This is a genomic window from Rahnella sp. EDr1-12 (assembly GCF_049206505.1).
Taxonomy (GTDB): domain Bacteria; phylum Pseudomonadota; class Gammaproteobacteria; order Enterobacterales; family Enterobacteriaceae; genus Rahnella; species Rahnella rivi.
In genome coordinates, this window is record NZ_JBLZNY010000001.1 from 391,496 (window position 1) to 413,475 (window position 21,980).

At 49.7% G+C, this 21,980-nt stretch carries 20 protein-coding genes; 8 read left to right on the forward strand and 12 right to left on the reverse strand.

Annotated elements, in window-relative coordinates; translation table 11 throughout:
- The first annotated feature begins 10 nt into the window (after positions 1-10).
- Both ACO0U8_RS01655 and ACO0U8_RS01660 read left to right on the forward strand, forming a co-directional pair.
- Positions 11-307, forward strand: a complete 297-nt coding sequence (locus tag ACO0U8_RS01655) for a YciI family protein (protein ID WP_056780765.1) — start codon at positions 11-13, stop codon at positions 305-307.
- A 113-nt stretch (positions 308-420) separates the two neighbouring features.
- Entirely contained in the window at positions 421-582 is a 162-nt protein-coding gene (locus tag ACO0U8_RS01660) for a YnfU family zinc-binding protein (RefSeq protein ID WP_217204059.1), read from the forward strand.
- Here ACO0U8_RS01660 and ACO0U8_RS01665 read toward each other — a convergent pair whose 3' ends face one another.
- Positions 583-765 (reverse strand): YciY family protein, encoded by a 183-nt coding sequence (locus ACO0U8_RS01665; protein ID WP_056780770.1) that lies wholly within the window; start codon positions 763-765, stop codon positions 583-585.
- Between the two features lie 280 nt (positions 766-1,045).
- On the opposite strand from ACO0U8_RS01665, the gene cls reads away from it, so the two are divergent.
- A complete protein-coding gene (gene cls, locus ACO0U8_RS01670) occupies positions 1,046-2,506 on the forward strand; it encodes a cardiolipin synthase (RefSeq protein ID WP_056780773.1) in 1,461 nt (486 codons plus the stop codon).
- A gap of 80 nt (positions 2,507-2,586) precedes the next feature.
- Positions 2,587-2,910: an HI1450 family dsDNA-mimic protein gene (locus ACO0U8_RS01675; protein WP_056780777.1), complete on the forward strand. Its 324-nt coding sequence runs from the start codon at positions 2,587-2,589 to the stop codon at positions 2,908-2,910.
- 69 nt (positions 2,911-2,979) lie between these two features.
- Here ACO0U8_RS01675 and oppF read toward each other — a convergent pair whose 3' ends face one another.
- From oppF to ACO0U8_RS01705, 6 genes are all read right to left on the reverse strand, one after another.
- Positions 2,980-3,984 carry a murein tripeptide/oligopeptide ABC transporter ATP binding protein OppF gene (oppF, locus tag ACO0U8_RS01680; RefSeq protein WP_056781023.1) on the reverse strand — a complete coding sequence of 335 codons (1,005 nt, stop codon included), beginning with the start codon at positions 3,982-3,984 and terminating at the stop codon, positions 2,980-2,982.
- Positions 3,985-4,013: 29 nt separating this feature from the next.
- Complete coding sequence (locus tag ACO0U8_RS01685) at positions 4,014-5,036, reverse strand: ABC transporter ATP-binding protein (protein WP_056780780.1); 1,023 nt, start codon at positions 5,034-5,036, stop codon at positions 4,014-4,016.
- A gap of 11 nt (positions 5,037-5,047) precedes the next feature.
- Positions 5,048-5,956 carry an oligopeptide ABC transporter permease OppC gene (gene oppC / locus ACO0U8_RS01690; RefSeq protein ID WP_056780783.1) on the reverse strand — a complete coding sequence of 303 codons (909 nt, stop codon included), beginning with the start codon at positions 5,954-5,956 and terminating at the stop codon, positions 5,048-5,050.
- 15 nt (positions 5,957-5,971) lie between these two features.
- On the reverse strand, positions 5,972-6,892 hold the full coding sequence (gene oppB / locus ACO0U8_RS01695) for an oligopeptide ABC transporter permease OppB (RefSeq protein ID WP_056780787.1): 921 nt from the start codon (positions 6,890-6,892) through the stop codon (positions 5,972-5,974).
- A gap of 181 nt (positions 6,893-7,073) precedes the next feature.
- Entirely contained in the window at positions 7,074-8,714 is a 1,641-nt protein-coding gene (gene oppA / locus ACO0U8_RS01700) for an oligopeptide ABC transporter substrate-binding protein OppA (protein WP_122095517.1), read from the reverse strand.
- 1,165 nt (positions 8,715-9,879) lie between these two features.
- Positions 9,880-10,524 carry a YchE family NAAT transporter gene (locus ACO0U8_RS01705; RefSeq protein WP_056780794.1) on the reverse strand — a complete coding sequence of 215 codons (645 nt, stop codon included), beginning with the start codon at positions 10,522-10,524 and terminating at the stop codon, positions 9,880-9,882.
- A gap of 540 nt (positions 10,525-11,064) precedes the next feature.
- Between ACO0U8_RS01705 and adhE the strand changes: the two genes are divergently transcribed.
- The gene (gene adhE / locus ACO0U8_RS01710; RefSeq protein WP_421670151.1) at positions 11,065-13,740 is read left to right on the forward strand and encodes a bifunctional acetaldehyde-CoA/alcohol dehydrogenase; all 2,676 of its coding nucleotides are present in this window, start codon (positions 11,065-11,067) and stop codon (positions 13,738-13,740) included.
- Positions 13,741-13,876: 136 nt separating this feature from the next.
- Here the strand turns inward: adhE and ACO0U8_RS01715 are convergent, their stop codons facing one another.
- On the reverse strand, positions 13,877-14,485 hold the full coding sequence (locus ACO0U8_RS01715) for a thymidine kinase (protein ID WP_421670152.1): 609 nt from the start codon (positions 14,483-14,485) through the stop codon (positions 13,877-13,879).
- A 624-nt stretch (positions 14,486-15,109) separates the two neighbouring features.
- Between ACO0U8_RS01715 and hns the strand changes: the two genes are divergently transcribed.
- Complete coding sequence (gene hns, locus ACO0U8_RS01720; RefSeq protein ID WP_056780802.1) at positions 15,110-15,517, forward strand: histone-like nucleoid-structuring protein H-NS; 408 nt, start codon at positions 15,110-15,112, stop codon at positions 15,515-15,517.
- Between the two features lie 197 nt (positions 15,518-15,714).
- Here hns and ACO0U8_RS01725 read toward each other — a convergent pair whose 3' ends face one another.
- The 4 genes from ACO0U8_RS01725 to rssA form a co-directional block, all read right to left on the reverse strand.
- Complete coding sequence (locus ACO0U8_RS01725) at positions 15,715-16,722, reverse strand: NAD-dependent epimerase (protein WP_217204057.1); 1,008 nt, start codon at positions 16,720-16,722, stop codon at positions 15,715-15,717.
- A gap of 9 nt (positions 16,723-16,731) precedes the next feature.
- Positions 16,732-18,075 (reverse strand): UDP-glucose dehydrogenase family protein, encoded by a 1,344-nt coding sequence (locus ACO0U8_RS01730; RefSeq protein ID WP_056780807.1) that lies wholly within the window; start codon positions 18,073-18,075, stop codon positions 16,732-16,734.
- A gap of 227 nt (positions 18,076-18,302) precedes the next feature.
- Complete coding sequence (gene rssB / locus ACO0U8_RS01735) at positions 18,303-19,316, reverse strand: two-component system response regulator RssB (protein ID WP_056780810.1); 1,014 nt, start codon at positions 19,314-19,316, stop codon at positions 18,303-18,305.
- A gap of 96 nt (positions 19,317-19,412) precedes the next feature.
- Positions 19,413-20,324, reverse strand: coding sequence for a patatin-like phospholipase RssA (rssA, locus tag ACO0U8_RS01740; protein ID WP_056780813.1), 912 nt, complete (start codon positions 20,322-20,324; stop codon positions 19,413-19,415).
- A 149-nt stretch (positions 20,325-20,473) separates the two neighbouring features.
- Here rssA and ACO0U8_RS01745 point away from each other — a divergent pair, with 149 nt between their 5' ends.
- Together ACO0U8_RS01745 and purU are read left to right on the forward strand one after the other, a co-directional pair.
- Complete coding sequence (locus tag ACO0U8_RS01745) at positions 20,474-20,938, forward strand: YchJ family protein (RefSeq protein WP_421670153.1); 465 nt, start codon at positions 20,474-20,476, stop codon at positions 20,936-20,938.
- Positions 20,939-20,983: 45 nt separating this feature from the next.
- Positions 20,984-21,832, forward strand: a complete 849-nt coding sequence (purU, locus tag ACO0U8_RS01750) for a formyltetrahydrofolate deformylase (protein ID WP_056780822.1) — start codon at positions 20,984-20,986, stop codon at positions 21,830-21,832.
- The last annotated feature ends 148 nt before the right edge of the window (positions 21,833-21,980 follow it).

Below are 21,980 nucleotides of genomic sequence, written 5' to 3' on the forward strand. Positions count from 1 at the left end.
AAGGTGGCTCATGCTTTACGTTATCTATTCTGAAGATGTTTCCGATTCACTGGAAAAACGCGCAGCGGCCCGCCCTGCACACATTGAACGCCTGAAAGCATTACATGACCAGGGACGCGTAGTGATTGCCGGCCCGACACCGGCCATTGACAGCGAAGATCCGGGTACCGCTGGCATGACCGGCTCGCTGGTAGTGATTGAGTTTGAAACGCTGGAAGAGGCAAAGGTCTGGGCTGATGCCGATCCGTATGTCGCGGCTGGCGTGTATAAATCCGTCACAGTAAAACCGTTCAAACGCGTTTTCTAAGGTCGGTAAGCGTCACGAACGCAACCTTCGTGACGCAATAACCCCGAAACCCGTCACAATGCTTTCATGGCTTCTGTGTTAGGATGTTCACCCCTGCCCATGAGGTAAGCATTATGTCATTCTTCGACGGACTGAAGTTTCTAACCAGTAAAACCACGAAGGTTACCTGCCCGGAATGCGGTTATGTTGCTGAACAAATCAGCACCAAAGTTCGCAAAAACTCCACGCTGGTCTGTAAAAAATGTGGCGCGCTTTTTCAGCCTAAATCCCGCTAATCATGAACCCCATTCGTAGTTCACGGCATACAATGACAGGCGCTGATGTTGTTGATGGTGTATTTGACGAATACGGTAGATGTGACGATAGCGTCTCGACTGACCTTCCAGCCAGCGGCTTCTCCGGCGCTGAGTCTGGCGTAACATGCGCCAGCGACCGACTTCATTTTTACTGCGTTTCATACACCTGTGTCCCGTGGTGGCCGTCACTGTTCAATCATGAAAGAATAAGAACGGAAGAATTTAGCCGGGACATTATAGGCCGATGATCGTGTTATCCAAGTCTTGTTTCTCACCTTGTTGACCGTAATCAGCTAACCTTGAAGTCAGCACCCTGATGATTTTCTTATCGCCGGGTTGCTTTAAGAGGTAGTTGATTGATTGGTGGGAAAAAGTTGGTTAAAAGAACTCCCCAAACACGTACACTTATGCCCATGGCTTTCGAACAGGATTTTTCGTCTTTATGACAACTTTTTATACGGTAATCAGCGGATTTCTGGTTTTTGGTTACTGGTTACTGATAGCCGGCGTGACGTTACGCATTTTAATGAAACGCCGCGCGGTGCCTTCTGCCATGGCGTGGCTGTTGATCATTTACATCATTCCTCTGGTCGGAATTATTGCCTATCTGTCGTTTGGTGAATTGCATCTGGGCAAACGCCGCGCCGAGCGGGCGAAAGCGATGTGGCCTTCCACGGCTCGCTGGCTGAACGATTTGAAAGAGTGCCAGCGAATTTTCGCGACCGAAAACAGCGAAATCGCCGCGTCATTATTCCAGCTGTGCGAGCGTCGTCAGGGCATTGCGGGTGTCAAAGGGAATCAGCTGCAACTGCTGACCACCAGCGATGACGTCCTCAAAGCGATGATGCGCGACATCGAACTGGCACGCAGCAATATTGAGATGGTTTTCTATATCTGGCAGCCCGGCGGGCTGGTGGATCAGGTCGCAGAATCGCTGATGGCGGCTTCGCGTCGCGGTATTCATTGCCGTCTGATGCTGGACTCTGCAGGCAGCGTGGCTTTCTTCCGGAGCCCGTATCCGGCAATGATGCGTAATGCCGGTATCGAAGTGGTCGAAGCGTTGCAGGTTAATCTTTTCCGTGTATTCCTGCGCCGTATGGATTTGCGTCAGCACCGCAAAGTAGTGCTGATCGATAACTATGTGGCTTACACCGGCAGTATGAACATGGTCGATCCCCGCTTCTTCAAACAGGATGCCGGTGTCGGCCAGTGGGTTGATCTGATGGCGCGCATGGAAGGCCCGGTCGCCACCACCATGGGCATCGTCTACTCCTGTGACTGGGAGATTGAAACCGGTAAACGCATTTTGCCGCCCGAACCGGATCTCAACCAGATGCCGTTCGAGCAGGAAAGTGGCCATACTATTCAGGTTATCGCCTCCGGGCCGGGTTTCCCGGAAGATATGATCCACCAGGCGTTGCTGACCGCGACCTATTCCGCCCGCGAACAACTGGTGATGACCACACCGTATCTGGTGCCAAGCGATGATCTGCTGCATGCGATTTGTACCGCCGCCCAGCGCGGGGTGGACGTCAGTATCATTCTGCCGATGAAAAACGATTCAATGATGGTGGATTGGGCGAGCAAAGCGTTCTTCGGAGAATTACTGGAAGCCGGTGTCAAAATTTACCAGTTCGAAGACGGTCTGCTGCATACCAAAAGTATTCTTGTCGATGGGCAGCTGAGTCTGGTGGGTACGGTAAATCTGGATATGCGCAGCCTGTGGCTGAATTTCGAGATAACGCTGGTGATCGATGACGCCGGATTTGGTGATGATCTTGGCCGTGTTCAGGACGATTATATTGCCCGTTCGCACCTGCTGGATGTCGAAGCCTGGCTCAAACGGCCTTTCTGGCACCGTATCGTCGAGCGTTTGTTCTACTTTTTCAGTCCGCTGCTGTAAATGCCGGATTGGGCGTGGTGTAATAGACGCAGTACCGGCTTTTTTGATGCCTGAATACACTTTTTGTAAATGAGAACGCTATGGACCTGAATAATCGCCTGACCGAAGACGAAACGCTTGAGCAAGCCTATGATATCTTTCTGGAACTGGCTGGAGATAACCTCGACCCCGCAGATATCCTGATCTTCAATCTGCAATTTGAAGAACGCGGCGGCGCTGAGTTATACGATCCGGCAGAAGACTGGGTGGATCACGTCGATTTCGATCTAAATCCTGACTTCTTCGCCGAAGTGGTGATTGGTCTGGCTGATGCAGAAGACCAGCCGATCAATGATATTTTTGCCCGCGTACTGCTGTGCCGCGAGAAAGATCACAAGCTCTGCCATATTCTCTGGAAAGAGTAATCTTAAAAGCTGCATGAAAAAAAACCTGCCACCGGCAGGTTTTTTTATGCTTTGCGTCTGAGAGATTTATCAGAGCGGGTCGACTTTCAGGCAGGAAACCGCATGGCGGAAACTGCCTTCAAGCAACGGACGGGTGATCGCACATTCCGGACCGGCAATCGGACAGCGGGTGCGGAAAACGCAGCCTGACGGCGGGTTGATCGGCGAAGGCAATTCCCCTTCCAGCAACTGAATGACTTTGTTGCGCTCTTTATCCGGATCGGGTACCGGCACCGCTGACATCAGCGCACGGGTGTACGGATGCTGAGGATTGTTGTACACCTCATCATAGGTCCCCAGCTCAACAGCGTGGCCCAGATACATGACCAGAACACGGTCGGAGATATGTTTCACCACGGCCAGATCGTGCGCGATGAAGATCAGGGATAACCCCATTTCGCGCTGCAACTGTTGCAGCAGGTTAACCACCTGCGCCTGAATGGAAACGTCGAGAGCGGAAACCGGTTCGTCACAGATAATCAGTTTCGGCTCAAGGATCAGTGCGCGTGCAATACCGATACGCTGACACTGACCGCCGGAGAATTCATGCGGATAGCGGTTGATCAGGTTAGGCAACAGCCCGACCTTCAGCATCATCGCCTTCACTTTCTCTTTCACCTCTAACCGAGGCATATTCGGGTTATAGGTTTTCAGCGGCTCGGCGATAATTTCCCCGATGGTCATACGTGGATTCAACGACGCCAGCGGATCCTGGAAAATCATCTGAATGTCACTGCGGGTTTTACGCCACTCGTTATCAGACATATTCAGCAGGTCTTTGCCAAGCCACGCCACACGGCCATCGGTCGCTTTCACCAGGCCGATCAGCGCACGGGCAAAGGTGGATTTGCCACAACCGGACTCCCCAACGACGCCCAGCGTTTCCCCTTCATACAGACGCAGCGTCACGCCATCGACCGCTTTCAGGGTTTTGGAAGGCTGCCAGAACCACTGTTTACCATCTTTGATGTCGAAATGGACTTTGAGATCGGCCACTTCGAGCAGGACTTTTTTCTCCGGCGCATGGGTGTTCATTGCCGCGCTGTCCATGATTGTATTGTCTGTCATACCAGTTCCTCCAGCGGCTTGTAGCACGCACGCAAACGACCATCACCGAAACGCTCAAGCGGAGGTGCAGTGGCACAAATATCCATCGAGTGCGGACAACGTGGCTGGAACGGACAGCCTTTAGGCAGGCGCAGCAGGTTCGGCGGGTTACCCGGAATGGTCATCATCGCGCCACCTTCCGCATCAAGACGCGGAACGGCATTCAGCAAACCAATGGAATACGGGTGGCAAGGCTCGTAGAAAACGTCGCGGGCGCGACCATATTCCATGGTACGTCCTGCGTACATGACCAGCACTTTGTCACAGATACCGGCAACAACGCCCAGATCGTGGGTGATCATGATAATCGCCGTATTGAACTCGGCTTTCAGCTCATTCAGCAGCGTCATGATCTGAGCCTGAACGGTCACGTCGAGGGCCGTGGTCGGTTCGTCAGCAATCAGCAGCTTCGGACGGCACAACAGCGCCATCGCAATCATAACACGCTGACGCATGCCGCCGGAAAACTCGTGCGGGAACATCTTCATACGCTTGCGGGCTTCCGGCATTTTCACCGCGTCAAGCATGCGCACAGATTCTTCGAAGGCCTCACGTTTACTGAGATTTTTGTGCAGTATCAGCACTTCCATCAACTGCTCCCCCACACGCATGTACGGGTTCAGTGAAGTCATCGGATCCTGAAAAATCATCGAAATCTGTTCGGCGCGCAGCTTGTTCAGCTCTTTTTGCGGCAGATTGAGAATTTCGCGGCCGTTGAATTTAGCCGAGCCTTCAATGCGACCGTTGCTCGCCAGCAACCCCATCAGCGCAAACGCAGTCTGAGATTTACCGGAGCCGGATTCGCCAACGATCCCCAGGGTTTCGCCAGCGCGCAGATCGAAGTTAAGATCGTTAACCGCAGTCACATCACCGTCCGGAGTTTCGAACGTGACGCGCAGGTCTTTAACATCAAGCAGCGTCTGCCCGTTCGCAGCGTGCGATGACGCGGCATTCGCCTGAATTTGTTCAATGGTGCTCATGATTGCACTCCTTAACGATCTTTCGGGTCGAGGGCATCACGCAGGCCATCGCCGATAAAATTGAAACAAAACAGAGTTACAACCAGGAAGCCTGCCGGGAACAGCAGTAACCAAGGTGAAACTTCCATCGAGTTGGCACCGTCACTCAGTAACGCGCCCCAACTGCTCAGCGGCTCCTGCGTACCCAGACCCAAGAAGCTCAGGAAGGATTCGAACAGGATCATGCTTGGCACCAGCAGCGACGCATAGACCACGACGACACCGAGTACGTTAGGAACAATGTGACGCAATACGATATTTCGCGTACTCACACCACTGACCAGCGCCGCTTCGATGAATTCTTTACGTTTCAGGCTGAGGGTCTGACCACGCACGATACGCGCCATGTCCAGCCACGACACCATGCCGATCGCAACGAATATCAGCAGGATATTTTGCCCGAAGAAGGTCACCAGCAGGATAACGAAGAACATGAACGGGAAGGAGTTGAGGATTTCCAGCAAACGCATCATAGCGGAGTCAATTTTGCCGCCCAGGTAGCCGGACAAAGACCCGTAGAGAGTCCCGAGGATCACCGCCACCAGCGCAGCAGCAACCCCGACCATCAGGGAGATTCGCCCGCCGATTGCCACACGCACCAGTAAGTCACGGCCTGATGAGTCAGTACCGAAAAAGTGGTGAGAAGCCATATCAGGCGCGGCTGACATCATGTTCCAGTCAGTATCATCGTAGGCAAACTGCGACAGCAACGGGGCAAATGCCACGAACAGCGCAATAAAGGCCAGAACGATCAGACTGGTTACCGCTGCGCGGTTATGCATAAAGCGACGACGTGCGTCCTGCCACAAGCTGCGGCCTTCAACTTCCAGTTTTTCGCTGAAGTTCTCGACAACGTCGCTGTTTTTCTTACTTAACATCATTGACGTACTCCGGCATTAATAACGGATTTTCGGGTCGATGACGGCGTACAGCACGTCAACGATCGCATTGAATAAAATGGTCAATGCGCCCACTAAAATAGTCAGGCTCAATACCAGTGAGTAGTCACGGTTTAAAGCGCCGTTAACAAACAACTGGCCGATGCCCGGCAATCCGAAAATGCTCTCGATAACCATCGAACCGGTGATGATCCCAACAAATGCTGGCCCCATGTAGGACAGCACCGGCAGCAGCGCAGGTTTCAGTGCATGGCGCAAAATAATGCGATGCAACGGCAAGCCTTTGGCGCGGGCTGTACGGATAAAGTTGGAGTGCAGAATTTCGATCATCGAACCACGGGTGATACGCGCGATGCTGGCGATATAGGCCAGTGACAAGGCGACCATCGGCAGGATCATGTATTTCACCCCACCGCCGTTCCAGCCGCCGCCCGGCAGCCATTTCAGCGTGATGGCAAATATCAGCACCAGTAATGGCGCGACCACGAAACTGGGGATAACCACCCCGGTCATGGCGACCCCCATCACCGTATAGTCCCACTTGGTGTTTTGATTCAGCGCAGCAATAACGCCCGCCGTCACACCAAACACAATCGCCATAATGAATGCCGCCAGGCCTAATTTCGCCGAAACCGGGAAAGAAGCCGCGACCAGATCATTGACGGTGTAATCCTTGTATTTGAACGACGGGCCAAAGTCACCTTTCGCCAGTTGTTCTAAATAATTGAAATACTGCTTATAGATTGGATCATTGAGGTGATATTTCGCCTCAATGTTGGCCATAACTTCTGGCGGAAGATTACGCTCACCCGTAAAAGGGCTACCGGGGGCGAGACGCATCATAAAAAACGAAATGGTGATCAAAATGAATAGCGTCGGAATCGCTTCCAGACAGCGGCGTAAAATAAACTTTAACATTGCCCGTACCTGTTTCTAAGCCTGTCACTACAGCTTGATAGTTTTGGCTTGGTCACGATGCCCCGCGTGTGTGGGTCATCGTGGTGGCTCTTTGCTTTGGCACTGAACGTCAGCGCTAAGAACATTACTTACATCAAATAAAAAACAGGGCAGCTCGGGGATGCCCTGTTCTTTTCACTGATTAGTGTTTGATGATGTACAGATCTTTCACGTAGACGTTGTCCTGTGGATCTTTACCGGTGTAACCGCCAACATAAGGTTTCACCAGACGCGCGTTCACGTAGTAATAAACAGGCACGATAACGGAATCTTTATCCAGCTGGGTTTCAGCTTTCTGATACAGATCAGCACGCTCGTCATCCGTCTTCGCGGTCAGAGTGTCAGCAATCGCTTTATCAAACGCTGCGCTCTTATAGTGAGAGGTGTTGTTGCTGCTGTCAGACAGCATAGTGTTCAGGAAAGAAGAAGGTTCGTTGTAGTCAGAGCACCAGCCGGCACGCGCCACATCGAAGTTGCCCTGATGACGGCTGTCCAGGAAGGTTTTCCACTCCTGGTTAACCAGTTTCACGTCAACGCCCAGGTTTTTCTTCCAGATAGCCGCTGCGGCGATCGCCAGTTTTTTATGCAGGTCAGAGGTGTTGTACAGCAGTTCGAAGGTCAGAGGTTTAGCCGGTGTGTAACCCGCTTCAGCCAGCAGTTTTTTCGCTTCGGTGTTGCGCTGATCCTGAGTCTCTTTGAACCAGGCCGGAGGCGTCAGTTTTGCGCCGTCGGTGTAAGGAGGGGTGTAGCTGTAGGCTGGCAGGTCGCCCTGCGCTTTCACCTTGTTCACGATGATGTCGCGATCCAGGCCCAGTTTCAGTGCTTCACGAACGCGTGAATCAGTGAATGGTGCTTTCTGGTTGTTGATTTCGTAGTAGTAAGTACACAGGTACGGGTCAACATGAACTTCGGTAGGGATTTCTTTTTTCAGCTTCTGGAACAGTTCAATCGGCATGTTGTTGTAAGTCATGTCGATTTCGCCACTGCGGTAGCGGTTAACGTCTGTCACTTCTGAAGAAATTGGCAGATAGGTAACCTGGTTAATCACAGTTTTGGCGTTGTCCCAGTAAGTCGGGCTACGTTCGAGCACGATACGTTCGTTGACGGTCCATGCTTTCAGTTTGTATGCGCCATTGCTGACGTAGTTTTCTGGTTGAGTCCATTTATCGCCAAATTTCTCAACAACACTTTTGTTCACCGGCTTCATCGCGGTGTGAGACAGCATTTTGACAAAATACGGTACTGGCTCAGTCAGGGTCACTTGCAGAGTATGGTCATCAATCGCTTTCACACCCAGCGTATCAGGGCTTTTTTTACCACTGATGATGTCATCGATGTTTTCGATGTGGCCGTATTGCAGGTAGCTTTCATAAGGAGAGGCGGTTTTTGGGTCAGCCAGGCGCTGCCAGCTGTATACGAAATCCTGAGCAGTCACAGGATCGCCGTTAGACCATTTTGCTTCCGGACGCAGGTGGAAGGTCCAGACTTTGAAATCTTTATTATCCCAGCTGGTGGCAACACCAGGGATCACACTGCCGTCTTTGCTGTCGGTATTGACCAGCCCTTCCATCAGATCACGGATCACGTTGGATTCAGGTACGCCTTCCACTTTATGCGGATCAAGGGACTGTACTTCTGAACCGTTGTTACGCACCAGCTCTTGCTTGTCTGACAGGGTCACGCCAGCAGGCACGGTGGCTGCAAAGGCGGTATTAATGGAAATGGCGCCAACCGCAGCCATGATGCAGGCAGCCAGCAGATTTTTTTTTGTGATGTTGGTCATTGTCATTCAACTCCAATTTTTATTATGAACTTGCACACTCTGGCGCAAGATAAACCCTTACTGCGTCTACGGGTTTCACAAGCAGGAACGAATTGCTCAAGAAAGGCCCCCATTCAGTAACCATCCGCGGATGGCTTCCCCTATTACTGCGTGAAGCAAGTGAAACGTCAGGCTGTTAAGCGCCATGCGGTTTCAGAGATCGTTAAGGAAGATCTCCTCCATTTGACTTACCCCGTTTATCACCGGCATTCATTCCGGAGGTACACCAGGCAGTCGCATACTGATATTCCTAATGACTTTAAATAAAATTTTTTGGCTGTCACCGGTATAGGTGAAAGCATTTCCGCCGTCATCAAACGTCAGAAATCAATTAAGAAGAAGAACTGAAGATTTGTTTTGCTGAGCGGGAAGATTCAACTCAGAGCTGTGTAATGGCGGTAACGCAAAGATCGTGTTCCTGCGAAAAGAAAACGACTGAGGATAATTTTGCGGTACGTATTGCGACACTTTGCTCTCCAAAAACAAATGAAATTGCTTCAATCTTTCTGTGCCTTGCAAGATTCGTTCTCACTTAGAGCATGACTCTACACAATTTTCCATTTGTTAAGACGATTTGAAAATTATCAGAACCCCGATATCGGCGCCAATTAATTTTGCAAATTTGTTACGCAATTCTCTTTTATACGTTACTAAGCTTTTGAGCGCCCAAGATACCTACGCCGTGAAACAGCAGGTAACTTGCTGTTTAAACTCATCTTAAATGCAATTTACAGGTCCGAAATCTCCTGCGAGGTTGCTCAAGAACTCGACTGACACAATCAGTTAACATTCTGACGATTTCAAGGATAAAGCCCTGTTAACTGCTGTGTTAACACTAATAACATCTCGATACGGCCTGCACAAGCCTTACAGAATGATGTGGATAAATTAACGGCAATACGGGCAGTAAAGGAGGGGTTTTAGCAAAAAAATAGCTAAGTTTATTATAAGAAATGAAGGCTTGGATTCAAAAGAAGTCTGAGAAGGGAGTTTACGCCACATTAGGGTGCAAATGCTCTTATTTACACCATTAGCTGCACTATATTAATGCATTCGATTATAAGCAGACGTAATAATTATCACGAAATCACGTTTATGATCTCGTGATAATTTGGCTGCGTATTGATTAGAGAAGGCCGGGGAAAATAGCTTTAATTCCTGTCACAATAAATTCGATGCCCAAAGACATCAGTAACAACCCCATGATTCGGGTAATCACGTTGATGCCCGTCTGCCCCAGTAAACGAACCAACAGCGGTGCCGCACGGAACAGAAGCCAGCAACAAAAGGCAAAGAAGATGATCGCCAGCGTAAGACCCAGCAGATTCTGCCAGCCGTTATAGCGGGAACTCCAGACAATCGTAGAACTGATTGCCCCGGGCCCTGCCATCAAGGGTAATGCCAAAGGCACTACACCGACATTTTCACGGATCGCAGTTTCCGACTTCTCTTGTTTGTTCTGCTTATCTTCGCCAAGTTTGCCGCTGATCATCGACATCGCAATGGTCACAACCAGAATGCCGCCTGCGATGCGGAATGAATCAATGGAAATCCCAAACAGATGCAGAATGGCATCGCCGAGGAACAACGCTGTCGACAATATAATGGCAACGGATAAGTTAGCCGTCATGTTGGTCTTATTACGACCGGCGGCAGCCTGATAGCTGGTCATACTAATGAAGACAGGCAGGATCCCTACCGGGTTAACCAGCGCGAACAACCCGACGAAAAATTTGATATAGCCTGAAAAATCTAATAAAGATTGGCTCACGCAGAACTCCGCACAAATTGCCAGTAGATGAAGGTCTTGATGGGGCGCTAATGTACTGGAATTGCAAAGATGGCGCCACGTCGTTTCATGGTATTTATCACCAGAATTTCATTAAAAAGCAGTGAATGACACTTTTGTTAAAAAAGTGTAATATTACTGCCTCAAAAAGCCGTTAAGTTGTAGATAGTTTCCACTTTTTTGATAATCATTCTTATTAAACCCCAGCTGAAAGGAGTCAGCATTGGTGTTTAGTGATCCAGATCAAATTCCCTCTGCCTACAAATAGGTAAGCTTTGCGCATAGTCACTCACCGGTACTTGCGAACACTCTCTGAGATAAACGTTCACAAAATGGCGCGGAATGACAATTTATCTACTCTGGGTGCTACACGACTGAAAGCTCTTTGAGCAAATAAAGAGACAGAGATAACACATTGAGAACAGTAGTAATAATTACTTTCTCGCAGTGGAGGATAGCAAGGCTATACTCATCTCTGGCAGGTTATTTACTAAAAGAGTTTAACTTTATCAGGAGAGCATTATGGCTGTAACAAATGTCGCTGAACTGAACGCACTCGTTGCCCGAGTGAAAAAGGCACAACGTGAATACGCCAACTTCAGTCAAGAACAAGTAGATAAGATCTTCGCCGCCGCCGCCCTGGCTGCTGCTGATGCTCGAATTCTGCTGGCAAAACTTGCTGTTGAAGAATCCGGTATGGGTATCGTCGAAGACAAAGTGATCAAAAACCACTTCGCCTCTGAATATATCTACAACGCTTATAAAGATGAAAAAACCTGTGGCATCCTCGGTCAGGATGACACCTTCGGTACTATCACTATCGCTGAGCCAATCGGCCTCATCTGCGGTATCGTACCGACAACTAACCCAACTTCTACCGCGATTTTCAAAGCGCTGATCAGCCTGAAAACACGTAACGGTATCATCTTCTCTCCACACCCACGTGCTAAAAACGCAACCAACAAAGCCGCAGATATCGTTCTGCAAGCCGCTATCGCTGCGGGCGCGCCAAAAGACATCATTGGCTGGATTGATGAACCAAGCGTAGAGCTGTCCAATCAGTTAATGCATCACCCGGATCTGAACCTGATCCTGGCAACCGGTGGCCCGGGCATGGTGAAAGCCGCTTACAGCTCCGGTAAACCCGCGATTGGCGTTGGTGCAGGTAATACCCCGGTTGTCGTTGATGAAACCGCTGATATCAAACGTGTTGTCGCTTCCGTTCTGATGTCTAAAACCTTCGATAACGGTGTTATCTGTGCGTCTGAACAGTCCATCATCGTGGTTGATTCTGTTTATAACGCAGTGCGTGAACGTTTCTCTTCTCACGGCGGCTACCTGCTGCAGGGTAAAGAGCTGAAAGCCGTTTCCGACATCATTCTTAAAAACGGTGGCCTGAACGCGGCAATCGTAGGTCAGCCAGCCGCGAAAATCGCTGAAATGGCCGGCATCAAAGTGCCAGCTCATACTAAAGTGTTAATCGGTGAAGTCAGCGTTGTTGACGAATCAGAACCGTTTGCACACGAAAAACTGTCCCCTACCCTTGCGATGTACCGTGCGAAAGATTTCGAAGATGCGGTAGCAAAAGCAGAAAAACTGGTAGAAATGGGCGGTATCGGCCACACCTCTTGTCTGTATACAGACCAGGACAACCAACCAGAACGTGTTAATTATTTTGGCAACAAAATGAAAACCGCACGTATTCTGATCAACACCCCTGCTTCACAGGGTGGTATCGGTGACCTGTATAACTTCAAACTTGCCCCTTCTCTGACGCTGGGCTGCGGTTCATGGGGTGGTAACTCCATCTCTGAAAACGTCGGTCCAAAACACTTGATCAACAAGAAAACTGTAGCGAAGCGAGCAGAAAACATGTTGTGGCATAAACTTCCAAAATCTATTTACTTCCGTCGTGGCTCACTGCCAATCGCACTGGAAGAAGTGGCGACGGACGGAGCGAAACGCGCCTTCATCGTTACTGACCGCTACTTATTCAATAACGGCTATGCAGACCAAATCACCAGCGTTCTGAAAGGTCACGGTATTGAAACTGAAGTCTTCTTCGAAGTAGAAGCGGATCCAACGCTGAGTATCGTTCGTAAAGGTGCTGAGCAGATGAACTCCTTCAAACCAGACGTGATTATCGCGCTGGGTGGTGGTTCACCGATGGATGCCGCTAAAATCATGTGGGTACTGTACGAACATCCAGATACTCAGTTTGAAGATTTGGCGCTGCGCTTTATGGATATCCGTAAACGTATCTACAAATTCCCGAAAATGGGTGTGAAAGCGAAAATGATCGCCGTCACTACCACTTCCGGTACCGGTTCTGAAGTCACTCCGTTTGCAGTAGTGACAGATGACGCAACAGGTCAGAAATATCCTCTGGCTGACTACGCGCTCACCCCAGATATGGCTATCGTTGATGCCAACCTGGTGATGAACATGCCGAAATCACTCTGTGCGTTCGGTGGTCTGGATGCGGTGACTCACGCACTGGAAGCTTACGTTTCCGTACTGGCGAATGAATATTCTGATGGTCAGGCTCTGCAGGCGCTGAAATTACTGAAAGAAAACCTGCCAGCCAGCTATCACGAAGGTTCTAAAAACCCGGTTGCTCGTGAACGTGTGCACAATGCGGCCACTATCGCTGGTATCGCGTTTGCGAACGCCTTCCTGGGTGTGTGTCACTCAATGGCCCATAAACTGGGTTCAGAGTTCCACATTCCACACGGTCTGGCCAACGCCATGCTGATTTCAAACGTTATCCGTTACAACGCGAACGATAACCCAACTAAACAGACTGCTTTCAGTCAGTATGACCGCCCACAAGCGCGTCGTCGTTACGCAGAAATCGCTGACCATTTAGGTCTGGGCGCTCCTGGTGACCGTACTGCACAGAAAATCCAGAAACTGTTGAACTGGTTGGACGAAATCAAAGCGGATCTGGGTATTCCAACTTCAATCCGTGAAGCCGGTGTGCAGGAAGCTGACTTCCTGGCGAAAGTAGACAAACTGTCTGAAGATGCGTTTGATGACCAGTGTACCGGTGCTAACCCACGTTACCCGCTGATCGCCGAACTGAAACAGATTCTGATGGATACTTACTACGGTCGTGAGTACAACGAAGATGTTGCTGATGAAGTTGCCATTGCAGCTCCGGCACTGAAAGCTGAAAAGAAAACCAGCAAAAAATAATCTGCTGAGATTCCCGTAAGCAAAAAACCCGCCAAATGGCGGGTTTTTTTATTGTGCCATCAGGAGCGTCACTCGACGTTTTAATGGCACTCTTCAATCTGGTACAGGTTTGCTACCGCTCACAGGCCCGGCTGACTTAGCGTGTCTTTGTATCGTCAAGGGGAGCTATCGCGGCCATGGCTTCTTTGTAATGCTTGCGGCAAACGGACACATAGCTCTCATCCCCGCCAATGACCACCTGTGCACCATCGTGAAGCGCGTTACCCTTCTCATCCATGCGGAGGTTACGGTTGGCCTTACGGCCGCAGTGACAGATGGTTTTAAGCTCAACCAGCTTATCCGCCCATGCCAGCAGGTACTCGCTGCCTTCAAAAAGCTCGCCACGGAAATCTGTCCGCAATCCGTAACACAGAACCGGCACATCAAGGTCGTCCACGACGTCTGTAAGCTGCGACACCTGCGCCTTGGTAAGAAACTGGCACTCATCTATCAAAACGCAATTCAGGCGCTGTGAGCCGCTGTCCTGTGCGATCAAATTAAAGAGATCGGTTTCTTTATTGTAAAGTTCCGCAGGCGATGACAACCCGATACGAGAACTGACCATACCGACGCCAAACCGGTGATCTAACTCCGCCGTTAAGACCAGCGTACGCATGCCACGTTCTTGATAATTATATGAAGACTGCAACAAAGATGTCGATTTACCGGCGTTCATCGCCGAGTAATAAAAATAAAGTTGAGCCATTAAGCGGCGACCCCGTTAAGTATTGGATGGCGGAATTTTTCGGCAAGGATTGTACCATAGCCCCTGCCGGCTGATAACATCGCGTCACCGATCCCAATAAGATCCATGAATAACGCTTTATGACTTTTCAAAAAACACAGAAATTTACAAACAGAAATTATAAAACCCGCCAATCATAATGCGTTATCTGAACACCTTATTACCTTACCTGACCGGTATTTATATGTAATACCTTATGTGTACGCTGGTTTGTCTATACATAGCGGTTCCGATCAGCGGAGTCTTAAAAATTCGGTAAAAATCCTAAAGGCTGTAGCATTAATGCCCTGATTTGCCATATCCTTACAATAGATGCTGACGTAAATGTTTTATTTGTGCGAAGTCTCGCAAAGTTATACAACGCATCTTGCGGCACGCGAATACACCTGAAGAATGTATTGAAAATTAGCTTATATGCCCCAGATAAATAGTGTGTCCCGGCTCAACTATATTTTTACACTGTTATCAATATTTGCTTTAAATGCGTAAATTAGAGTCAGGTGTTCAAATTGGCTATTGCAGAATAGAGAAGAGCAATCTATTATTAACCAAACGCCCCCCACCATATAATTTGAGACTAGTATAATGAGCGAAGCATTAAAGATTCTGAACAACATCCGTACTCTGCGCGCACAAGCAAGAGAATGCACTCTCGAAACTCTGGAAGAGATGCTGGAGAAATTAGAAGTTGTTGTTAACGAACGTCGCGAAGAAGATTCTCAGGCAGCTGCTGAAATTGAAGAGCGTACACGTAAACTGCAACAATACCGTGAAATGCTGATTGCTGATGGCATTGATCCTAACGAATTGCTGCAAACAATGGCTGCTACCAAATCTGCTGGTAAAGCTAAGCGTGCTGCACGCCCTGCGAAATACAAATATATCGACGAGAACGGCGAAAACAAAACCTGGACTGGCCAGGGTCGTACTCCAGCTGTGATCAAGAAAGCAATCGAAGAGCAAGGCAAATCACTGGACGATTTCCTGCTGTAATTGCCCTTATTGACTTCAGTGTTATTAATGCTAAAACCCATCCTTGTGATGGGTTTTTTGTTATGTATTTAGGGTGATGCATTTCGGGTAGCAACAAAAATCAAAAACAAACCAGGTTAAACAACCATAAGATTTAACTGAATTATTTCTGATAAATGAAAAAGGCTGCCTGGGCAGCCTTTTGTTATTAGTTTATGTCAGACCTGGTAAAAATCGCGGTACCAGTCAACAAAGTTCTGCACGCCCTGCTCAACCGTCGTTTCCGGCTTAAAGTGGATAGCCTCATACAGCGGCTGTGTATCCGCACTGGTTTCATGCACGTCACCAGGCTGCATAGGCAGCATATTCTTTTCAGCCTCAATCCCAAGGGCCTTCTCAAGCGCGCTGATATAGGCCGTCAGCTTCACCGGATGGTTATTACCGATGTTATAGACACTATAAGGCGCTGAACTGCTGGCAGGAGAACCTTCTTCTACCGTCCAGTCCTGCTGCGCTTGTGGAATGACATCCTGCAGGCGAACAATGGATTCGGCAATATCATCGATATATGTGAAGTCCCGGCGCATTTCGCCGTGGTTATAAACATCAATACTCTGACCGGCGATCATTGCTTTGGTAAACTTAAACAGCGCCATATCAGGACGCCCCCACGGACCGTAAACAGTAAAGAAACGTAATCCGGTGGTTGGCAGGCGATAAAGATGCGAATAAGTATGAGCCATTAATTCATTGGCTTTTTTCGTCGCAGCATACAATGACACGGGATGATCAACCGAATCATCCGTTGAGAAGGGTTGCTTCTTGTTCAGACCATAAACTGAGCTGGAAGACGCATAAAGCAAATGACCGACTTTATTATGACGGCACCCTTCCAGCACATTAACAAATCCTATGAGGTTAGAATCTGCATAAGCTAAAGGATTCTCAATGGAATACCGGACACCGGCCTGCGCAGCCAAATGAATAACACGATCAAAACGCTGTGCCGCAAACAATGCCGCCATACCCTCACGATCGGCTAAATCCAGCTTGAAAAACTCAAAGCCGTCTTTATTTTCCAGTTGTGACAGACGTGCGAGTTTCAGATTGACGTCATAATAGTCATTGAGATTATCCATCCCGACAACGGTATGGCCTGCCGAAAGCAAACGTTGTGACACATAAAAACCAATAAACCCTGCAGCGCCGGTAACCAGATATTTCATGAATTCTCCTTACAGAACCGGATTAACTGATGCACCACGGCCAATCCCGTAGTAAGTGAACCCGCGTTTTTCTAAACGTTCAGGATCGAATAAATTACGACCATCAAAGATGACCGGTTCTTTTAATGCATTTTTGATGACATCGAAATCAGGCGCGCGGAAATTCTGCCATTCCGTACAAATAATCAGCGCATCGGCGTTTTGCAATGCGGATTCTTTGGTTCCCATCAGTTCGAGATCTTCACGATGGCCGTAAATTCGCTGAGTTTCATTCATGGCTTCCGGATCGTAGGCTTTGATTTTCGCGCCCGCGGCCCAAAGTTGTTCCATTAAAACGCGGCTGGAAGCTTCACGCATATCATCGGTATTCGGCTTAAAGGACAGCCCCCAAAGTGCGAAGGTTTTACCCTGCAGATCCTGGCCGAAGTGGCGCTGAATGAAAGTCGGTAATTTATATTTCTGCTGATAATTCACCTGTTCCACAGCCTGTAATAATTTTGGCTGATAACCAATATGTTCCGCCGTGCGGATCAATGCCTGCACGTCTTTTGGGAAACAGGAACCGCCGTAACCGCAGCCAGGATAGATAAAGTGATAACCGATACGGGAATCAGAACCGATCCCCTGACGGACTTTCTCGATATCCGCACCCAGCATTTCAGCCAGATTGGACATTTCATTCATAAAACTGATTTTGGTGGCCAGCATGCAGTTAGCAGCGTATTTGGTCAGCTCAGCACTGCGAATGTCCATCAGGATCATACGATCATGATTGCGGTTGAAGGGCTCGTACAGTTCACGGATAGGGTCGATGGCGTCAGGATTGTCGGTACCGATGACGATACGCTCCGGGCGCATGCAGTCGGCAACAGCGGCCCCCTCTTTCAGGAACTCCGGATTTGACACCACGTTGAAATCGATGTCTACGCCGCGCTGTTTCAGCACTTCGGTCATCACGGCACGAACTTTATCTGCCGTGCCGACCGGAACGGTAGACTTATCAATCACCACTTTTGTGTCGGTCATGTGTTCAGCAATAGTCCGCGCTACAGCGGTAACATATTTCAGGTCGGCGGAGCCATCTTCATCCGGCGGCGTGCCCACAGCAATAAACTGAACGGTGGCATGCGCCACGCCTTCGGCCGCATCGGTGCTAAACATCAGACGCCCGGCTTCATAATTTTGTTTTACCAGCGGCGTTAAACCCGGTTCGAAAATGGGGATCTGACCATTTTTCAGGTTCTCAACTTTGTTCGCATCAACATCGATGCACAAAACTTCATGCCCGACTTCAGCAAGAACCGCCGCCTGAACAAGTCCGACGTAACCGATACCAAAAACTGTTACTTTCATCAGCGAATTCCTATTATTTATTTTTTAACAAACATTTTTAGACAACGTTAATTAGACGGCTAAATTTCTGGGCGCATTATACCAGTTTCACACGTAAGTGCCTCTGCAATGGCATATTTTGCATAAGATAGGTCTTAGAATAATGTGATGAATCATGAATATGAAAAGTCGTGCGGAAGAAATGCTCAATACTATTAAGGCATTATTCTACTTGCTGAGAAATATGCTCACTCAGTAGACAACATTAATCTCAGACGTCCACCCGATCCCCACACCTGGCACTGCCACGCGTCGCAGCGCTGGCTTATCTGGTTAGAATAGGTGGCGCCTGTCGTGCCCAGCGGCACGCCGTTGCTGAGCTGGATGGTATTGGTCCCGGTATTGACGTTGGCGTGTAATCCCGCAGACACCAGAATCAGGTTTTTTTGCTCGGCATGATAATAACCGAGCAGAAGAGGAAACTGCCCTTTCAGATTGGCTTGTTTAAATAAGTGATTCACCTGCTTGAGCAGCGTCGACATCTGCGGCAACCGCTGATGCTGATCGCTCAGATGCTCACGCAGCAGGCTGTTGAAAATAGCACGCAGCAACAGTGCCGCCAGCACCCCATTTTCGTTCGCACGGGTGACGTCAAGGCAATAGAAACCAAGATCTTTAGACGACAGCGCCGCGATGTCCAGCACCAGCCCCGGATGGTCGGTGGTGGTCAGTTGCCGGTAATTAATGCGGCAGTGAGCAAGGGTTTGTTGAACCGGTGGCTGCAACTCTTTCAGCAAGCGCTGCGCTTCATTCGGATTCCGGCACAAGGCTTCCCAGTCCTGAACCAGTGAACTCTCTTCCATCGCCTGTGAAGAAAACAGTTTCGGATACAGGCAGGTGAGCAAGGCTTCGCGCAAGCGCTGGAGATCGCCGATGGGCTTGAGCAATACGTCTTCCACACCGAGGCGCAGCATCGTTGCCACGTCAGTCATTTTATCGGTGGCTGAAATCACCAGAACAGGAATTTTATTTCCCTGCAATCGCAGGTTCTCAACGAATTCAATGCCGCCCATTTCGGGCATCGCCAAATCGCAAAGGATTAAATCAGGAGGGAAATCTTCGATCAGAGAGAGTGCCTGTAGGCCGTTTTCTGCTTCCGTGAAGGTAGCGCCGAGAGAACTCACATAACCCGCGAGCACAGATCGGAAAACGGCTTCGTCTTCTACGATAAGTATGTGCTTGCTTGTAAGTGGTTTATCCATCACGACCCCCGGATTTTCTTATTCTAATAGTGGCTCATAAAGCCTGATTTTGCTTGTCAGAATTATCAGATTCCGTCAATGCGCACGTTAAGCCACTCAGAACGGTTTGTTTTTTATCAAGGGTAACAATTGCTCACGTTGTTTTTCTACAGCGAGACGCCCCGCCTCGATTGCCTCCGCAGCGCGATGGAAATCCAGTGTGGAAATTTGCGGACAATAGGGCTGAATCACCACATCCGGCGGATCTCCCGCCATGCGGTTACGCTTGAGGCGGTTCTCCAGTACCTGAATGGACGTCGACATGATTTCCATGGCTGAAGGACTGACGTTCGGCTTACGGGCATTCGGGCGGGTCAGTCGCTGGCGAAGTCTGTCCCGCCAGCTCAGCTCTTTCTCCAGACTGTGTTCATCTCCGGTCGGCTGTACCGTGAGCAGATCCTGCTGCATCAGATGGGCGTCGTGCTGCAAATCTACTGCGATAACGATATCTGCCCCCAGCGCACGGGTCAGCGATACCGGCACCGGATTGACCACCGCCCCATCCACCAGCCAGTAACCGTTGTGCCAGACCGGAGCCAGCAGGCCGGGCATACTACAGGAAGCACGCACCGCTTCGTGCAAATCCCCTTTCGTCAGCCACAGTTCACGCCCGGTACTCAGGTTGGTCGCTACAGCCCCGAATTTTTTCGAACATTCTTCGAACTCGCTGACGCGGATAATCTGGCCGACCGCATTAAACACCCGCTCGCCGCGCAGCAGTCCACCACGCTTCCATGAAAAATCCATCAGCCGCAGCACGTCCCAGTAACTAAAAGATCGCACCCAACTTTCCATTGCCGGCAATCTGTTGCTGACATACGCCGCACCCACCAGCGCGCCAACCGAACATCCGGCGACCACATCCACCTCAATATCCATGTCTTTCAGGGCATTAATCACGCCAATATGCGCCCAGCCTTTTGCTGCTCCCGAGCCAAGGGCCAGACCGATCGTGACTTTTCTACTCATTTGAAAACCTTAATGCCAACTGTGGATAAAAAGTGAACCGGGAAGCGCGTTGCCACACGGCGAGGATGTTAGGTAACATAACACTTTGACGCATTCAATAGCGCAACCTGCTTGTAACATATGTAATACAGGCTGAATCAGGAGTTTACGTGTCCCTACTTTGCCCTTGCGGCAGCACCATTTTGTTCGACGAATGCTGCCAGCCTTACATCGACGAGACAAAACCTGCGCCCACACCCGCCGCGCTGATGCGTTCGCGCTACACCGCGTACACACTGAAAAATGCGAGTTATCTGATCGCCACCTGGCACCCGGATTGTCACGCAGAGCACTGGCGCGAAAGTTTGCAAGACGGGTTTGCGACCACGCAATGGCTTGGATTGCAGGTGTTAAACCAGCACGAAGGCCGTGATCAGGACGAAGGTTTTGTGGAGTTCGCCGCACGCTTTACCGAAACCGGTCAGGAACAAATCCATCTTATTCATGAACGTTCGCGATTTCTTCGTTTGAAAGATCGCTGGTACTATATAGATGGAATCAAACCGCAGACAGGCCGCAATGATGTCTGCCCTTGCGGTTCGGGTAAAAAATATAAGAAGTGCTGCGGTAAATAATTGACCGCATTATGACTACCAGTCTTGGACAGGATCCACACCCTCATGCCGCAACAGAACGTACAAACCAAGGTATTACGCACCATTTGCCCTGATGCAAAAGGTCTGATCGCCAAAATCACTAACATTTGCTACAAGCACGAACTCAATATCGTGCAGAACAATGAATTCGTGGATCACCGCACCGGACGCTTCTTCATGCGCACCGAGCTGGAAGGGATCTTCAACGACACCACACTGCTTGCCGATCTCGACAGCGCGCTGCCGGCGGGTTCGGTACGTGAGTTAAACAGCACAGGCCGTCGCCGTATCGTCATTCTGGTGACCAAAGAGGCCCATTGCCTGGGTGATCTGTTGATGAAAGCCGTTTACGGTGGACTGGATGTTGAGATCGCTGCCGTTATCGGTAACCACGACACGCTGCAATCGCTGGTTGAACGCTTTGACATTCCGTTCCATCTGGTCAGCCACGAAGGCCTGACCCGCGAACAGCATGACAGCGCGATGATTGCCCAGATCGATCAGTACCAGCCTGATTACGTCGTACTGGCGAAATACATGCGCGTGCTGACACCGGGTTTTGTGCAGCATTATCCGCATCAGGTTATCAATATTCACCACTCGTTCCTGCCTGCCTTTATCGGCGCACGCCCTTACCATCAGGCGTACGAGCGCGGCGTTAAACTGATTGGTGCCACTGCGCATTACGTCAACGACAGTTTAGACGAAGGCCCGATCATCATGCAGGACGTGATTAACGTCGATCACACCTACACGGCTGAAGATATGATGCGCGCCGGTCGTGACGTTGAAAAAAATGTGCTCAGCCGTGCGCTTTATCGCGTTCTGGCGCAGCGCGTGTTTGTTTACGGAAACCGCACGGTTATTCTGTAAAAGCTGTTCTGACGATGCTTTTCGCACAGAGAAGCATCGTTAAGAACAAAAAAACCGCAATCGAACTTTTTTATCGCTTTCAGCACTTTACACATCCGTTTCATTTGGTATTATGCGCCCCGTTCGCAGCGTTAACCGCTGTAACGTG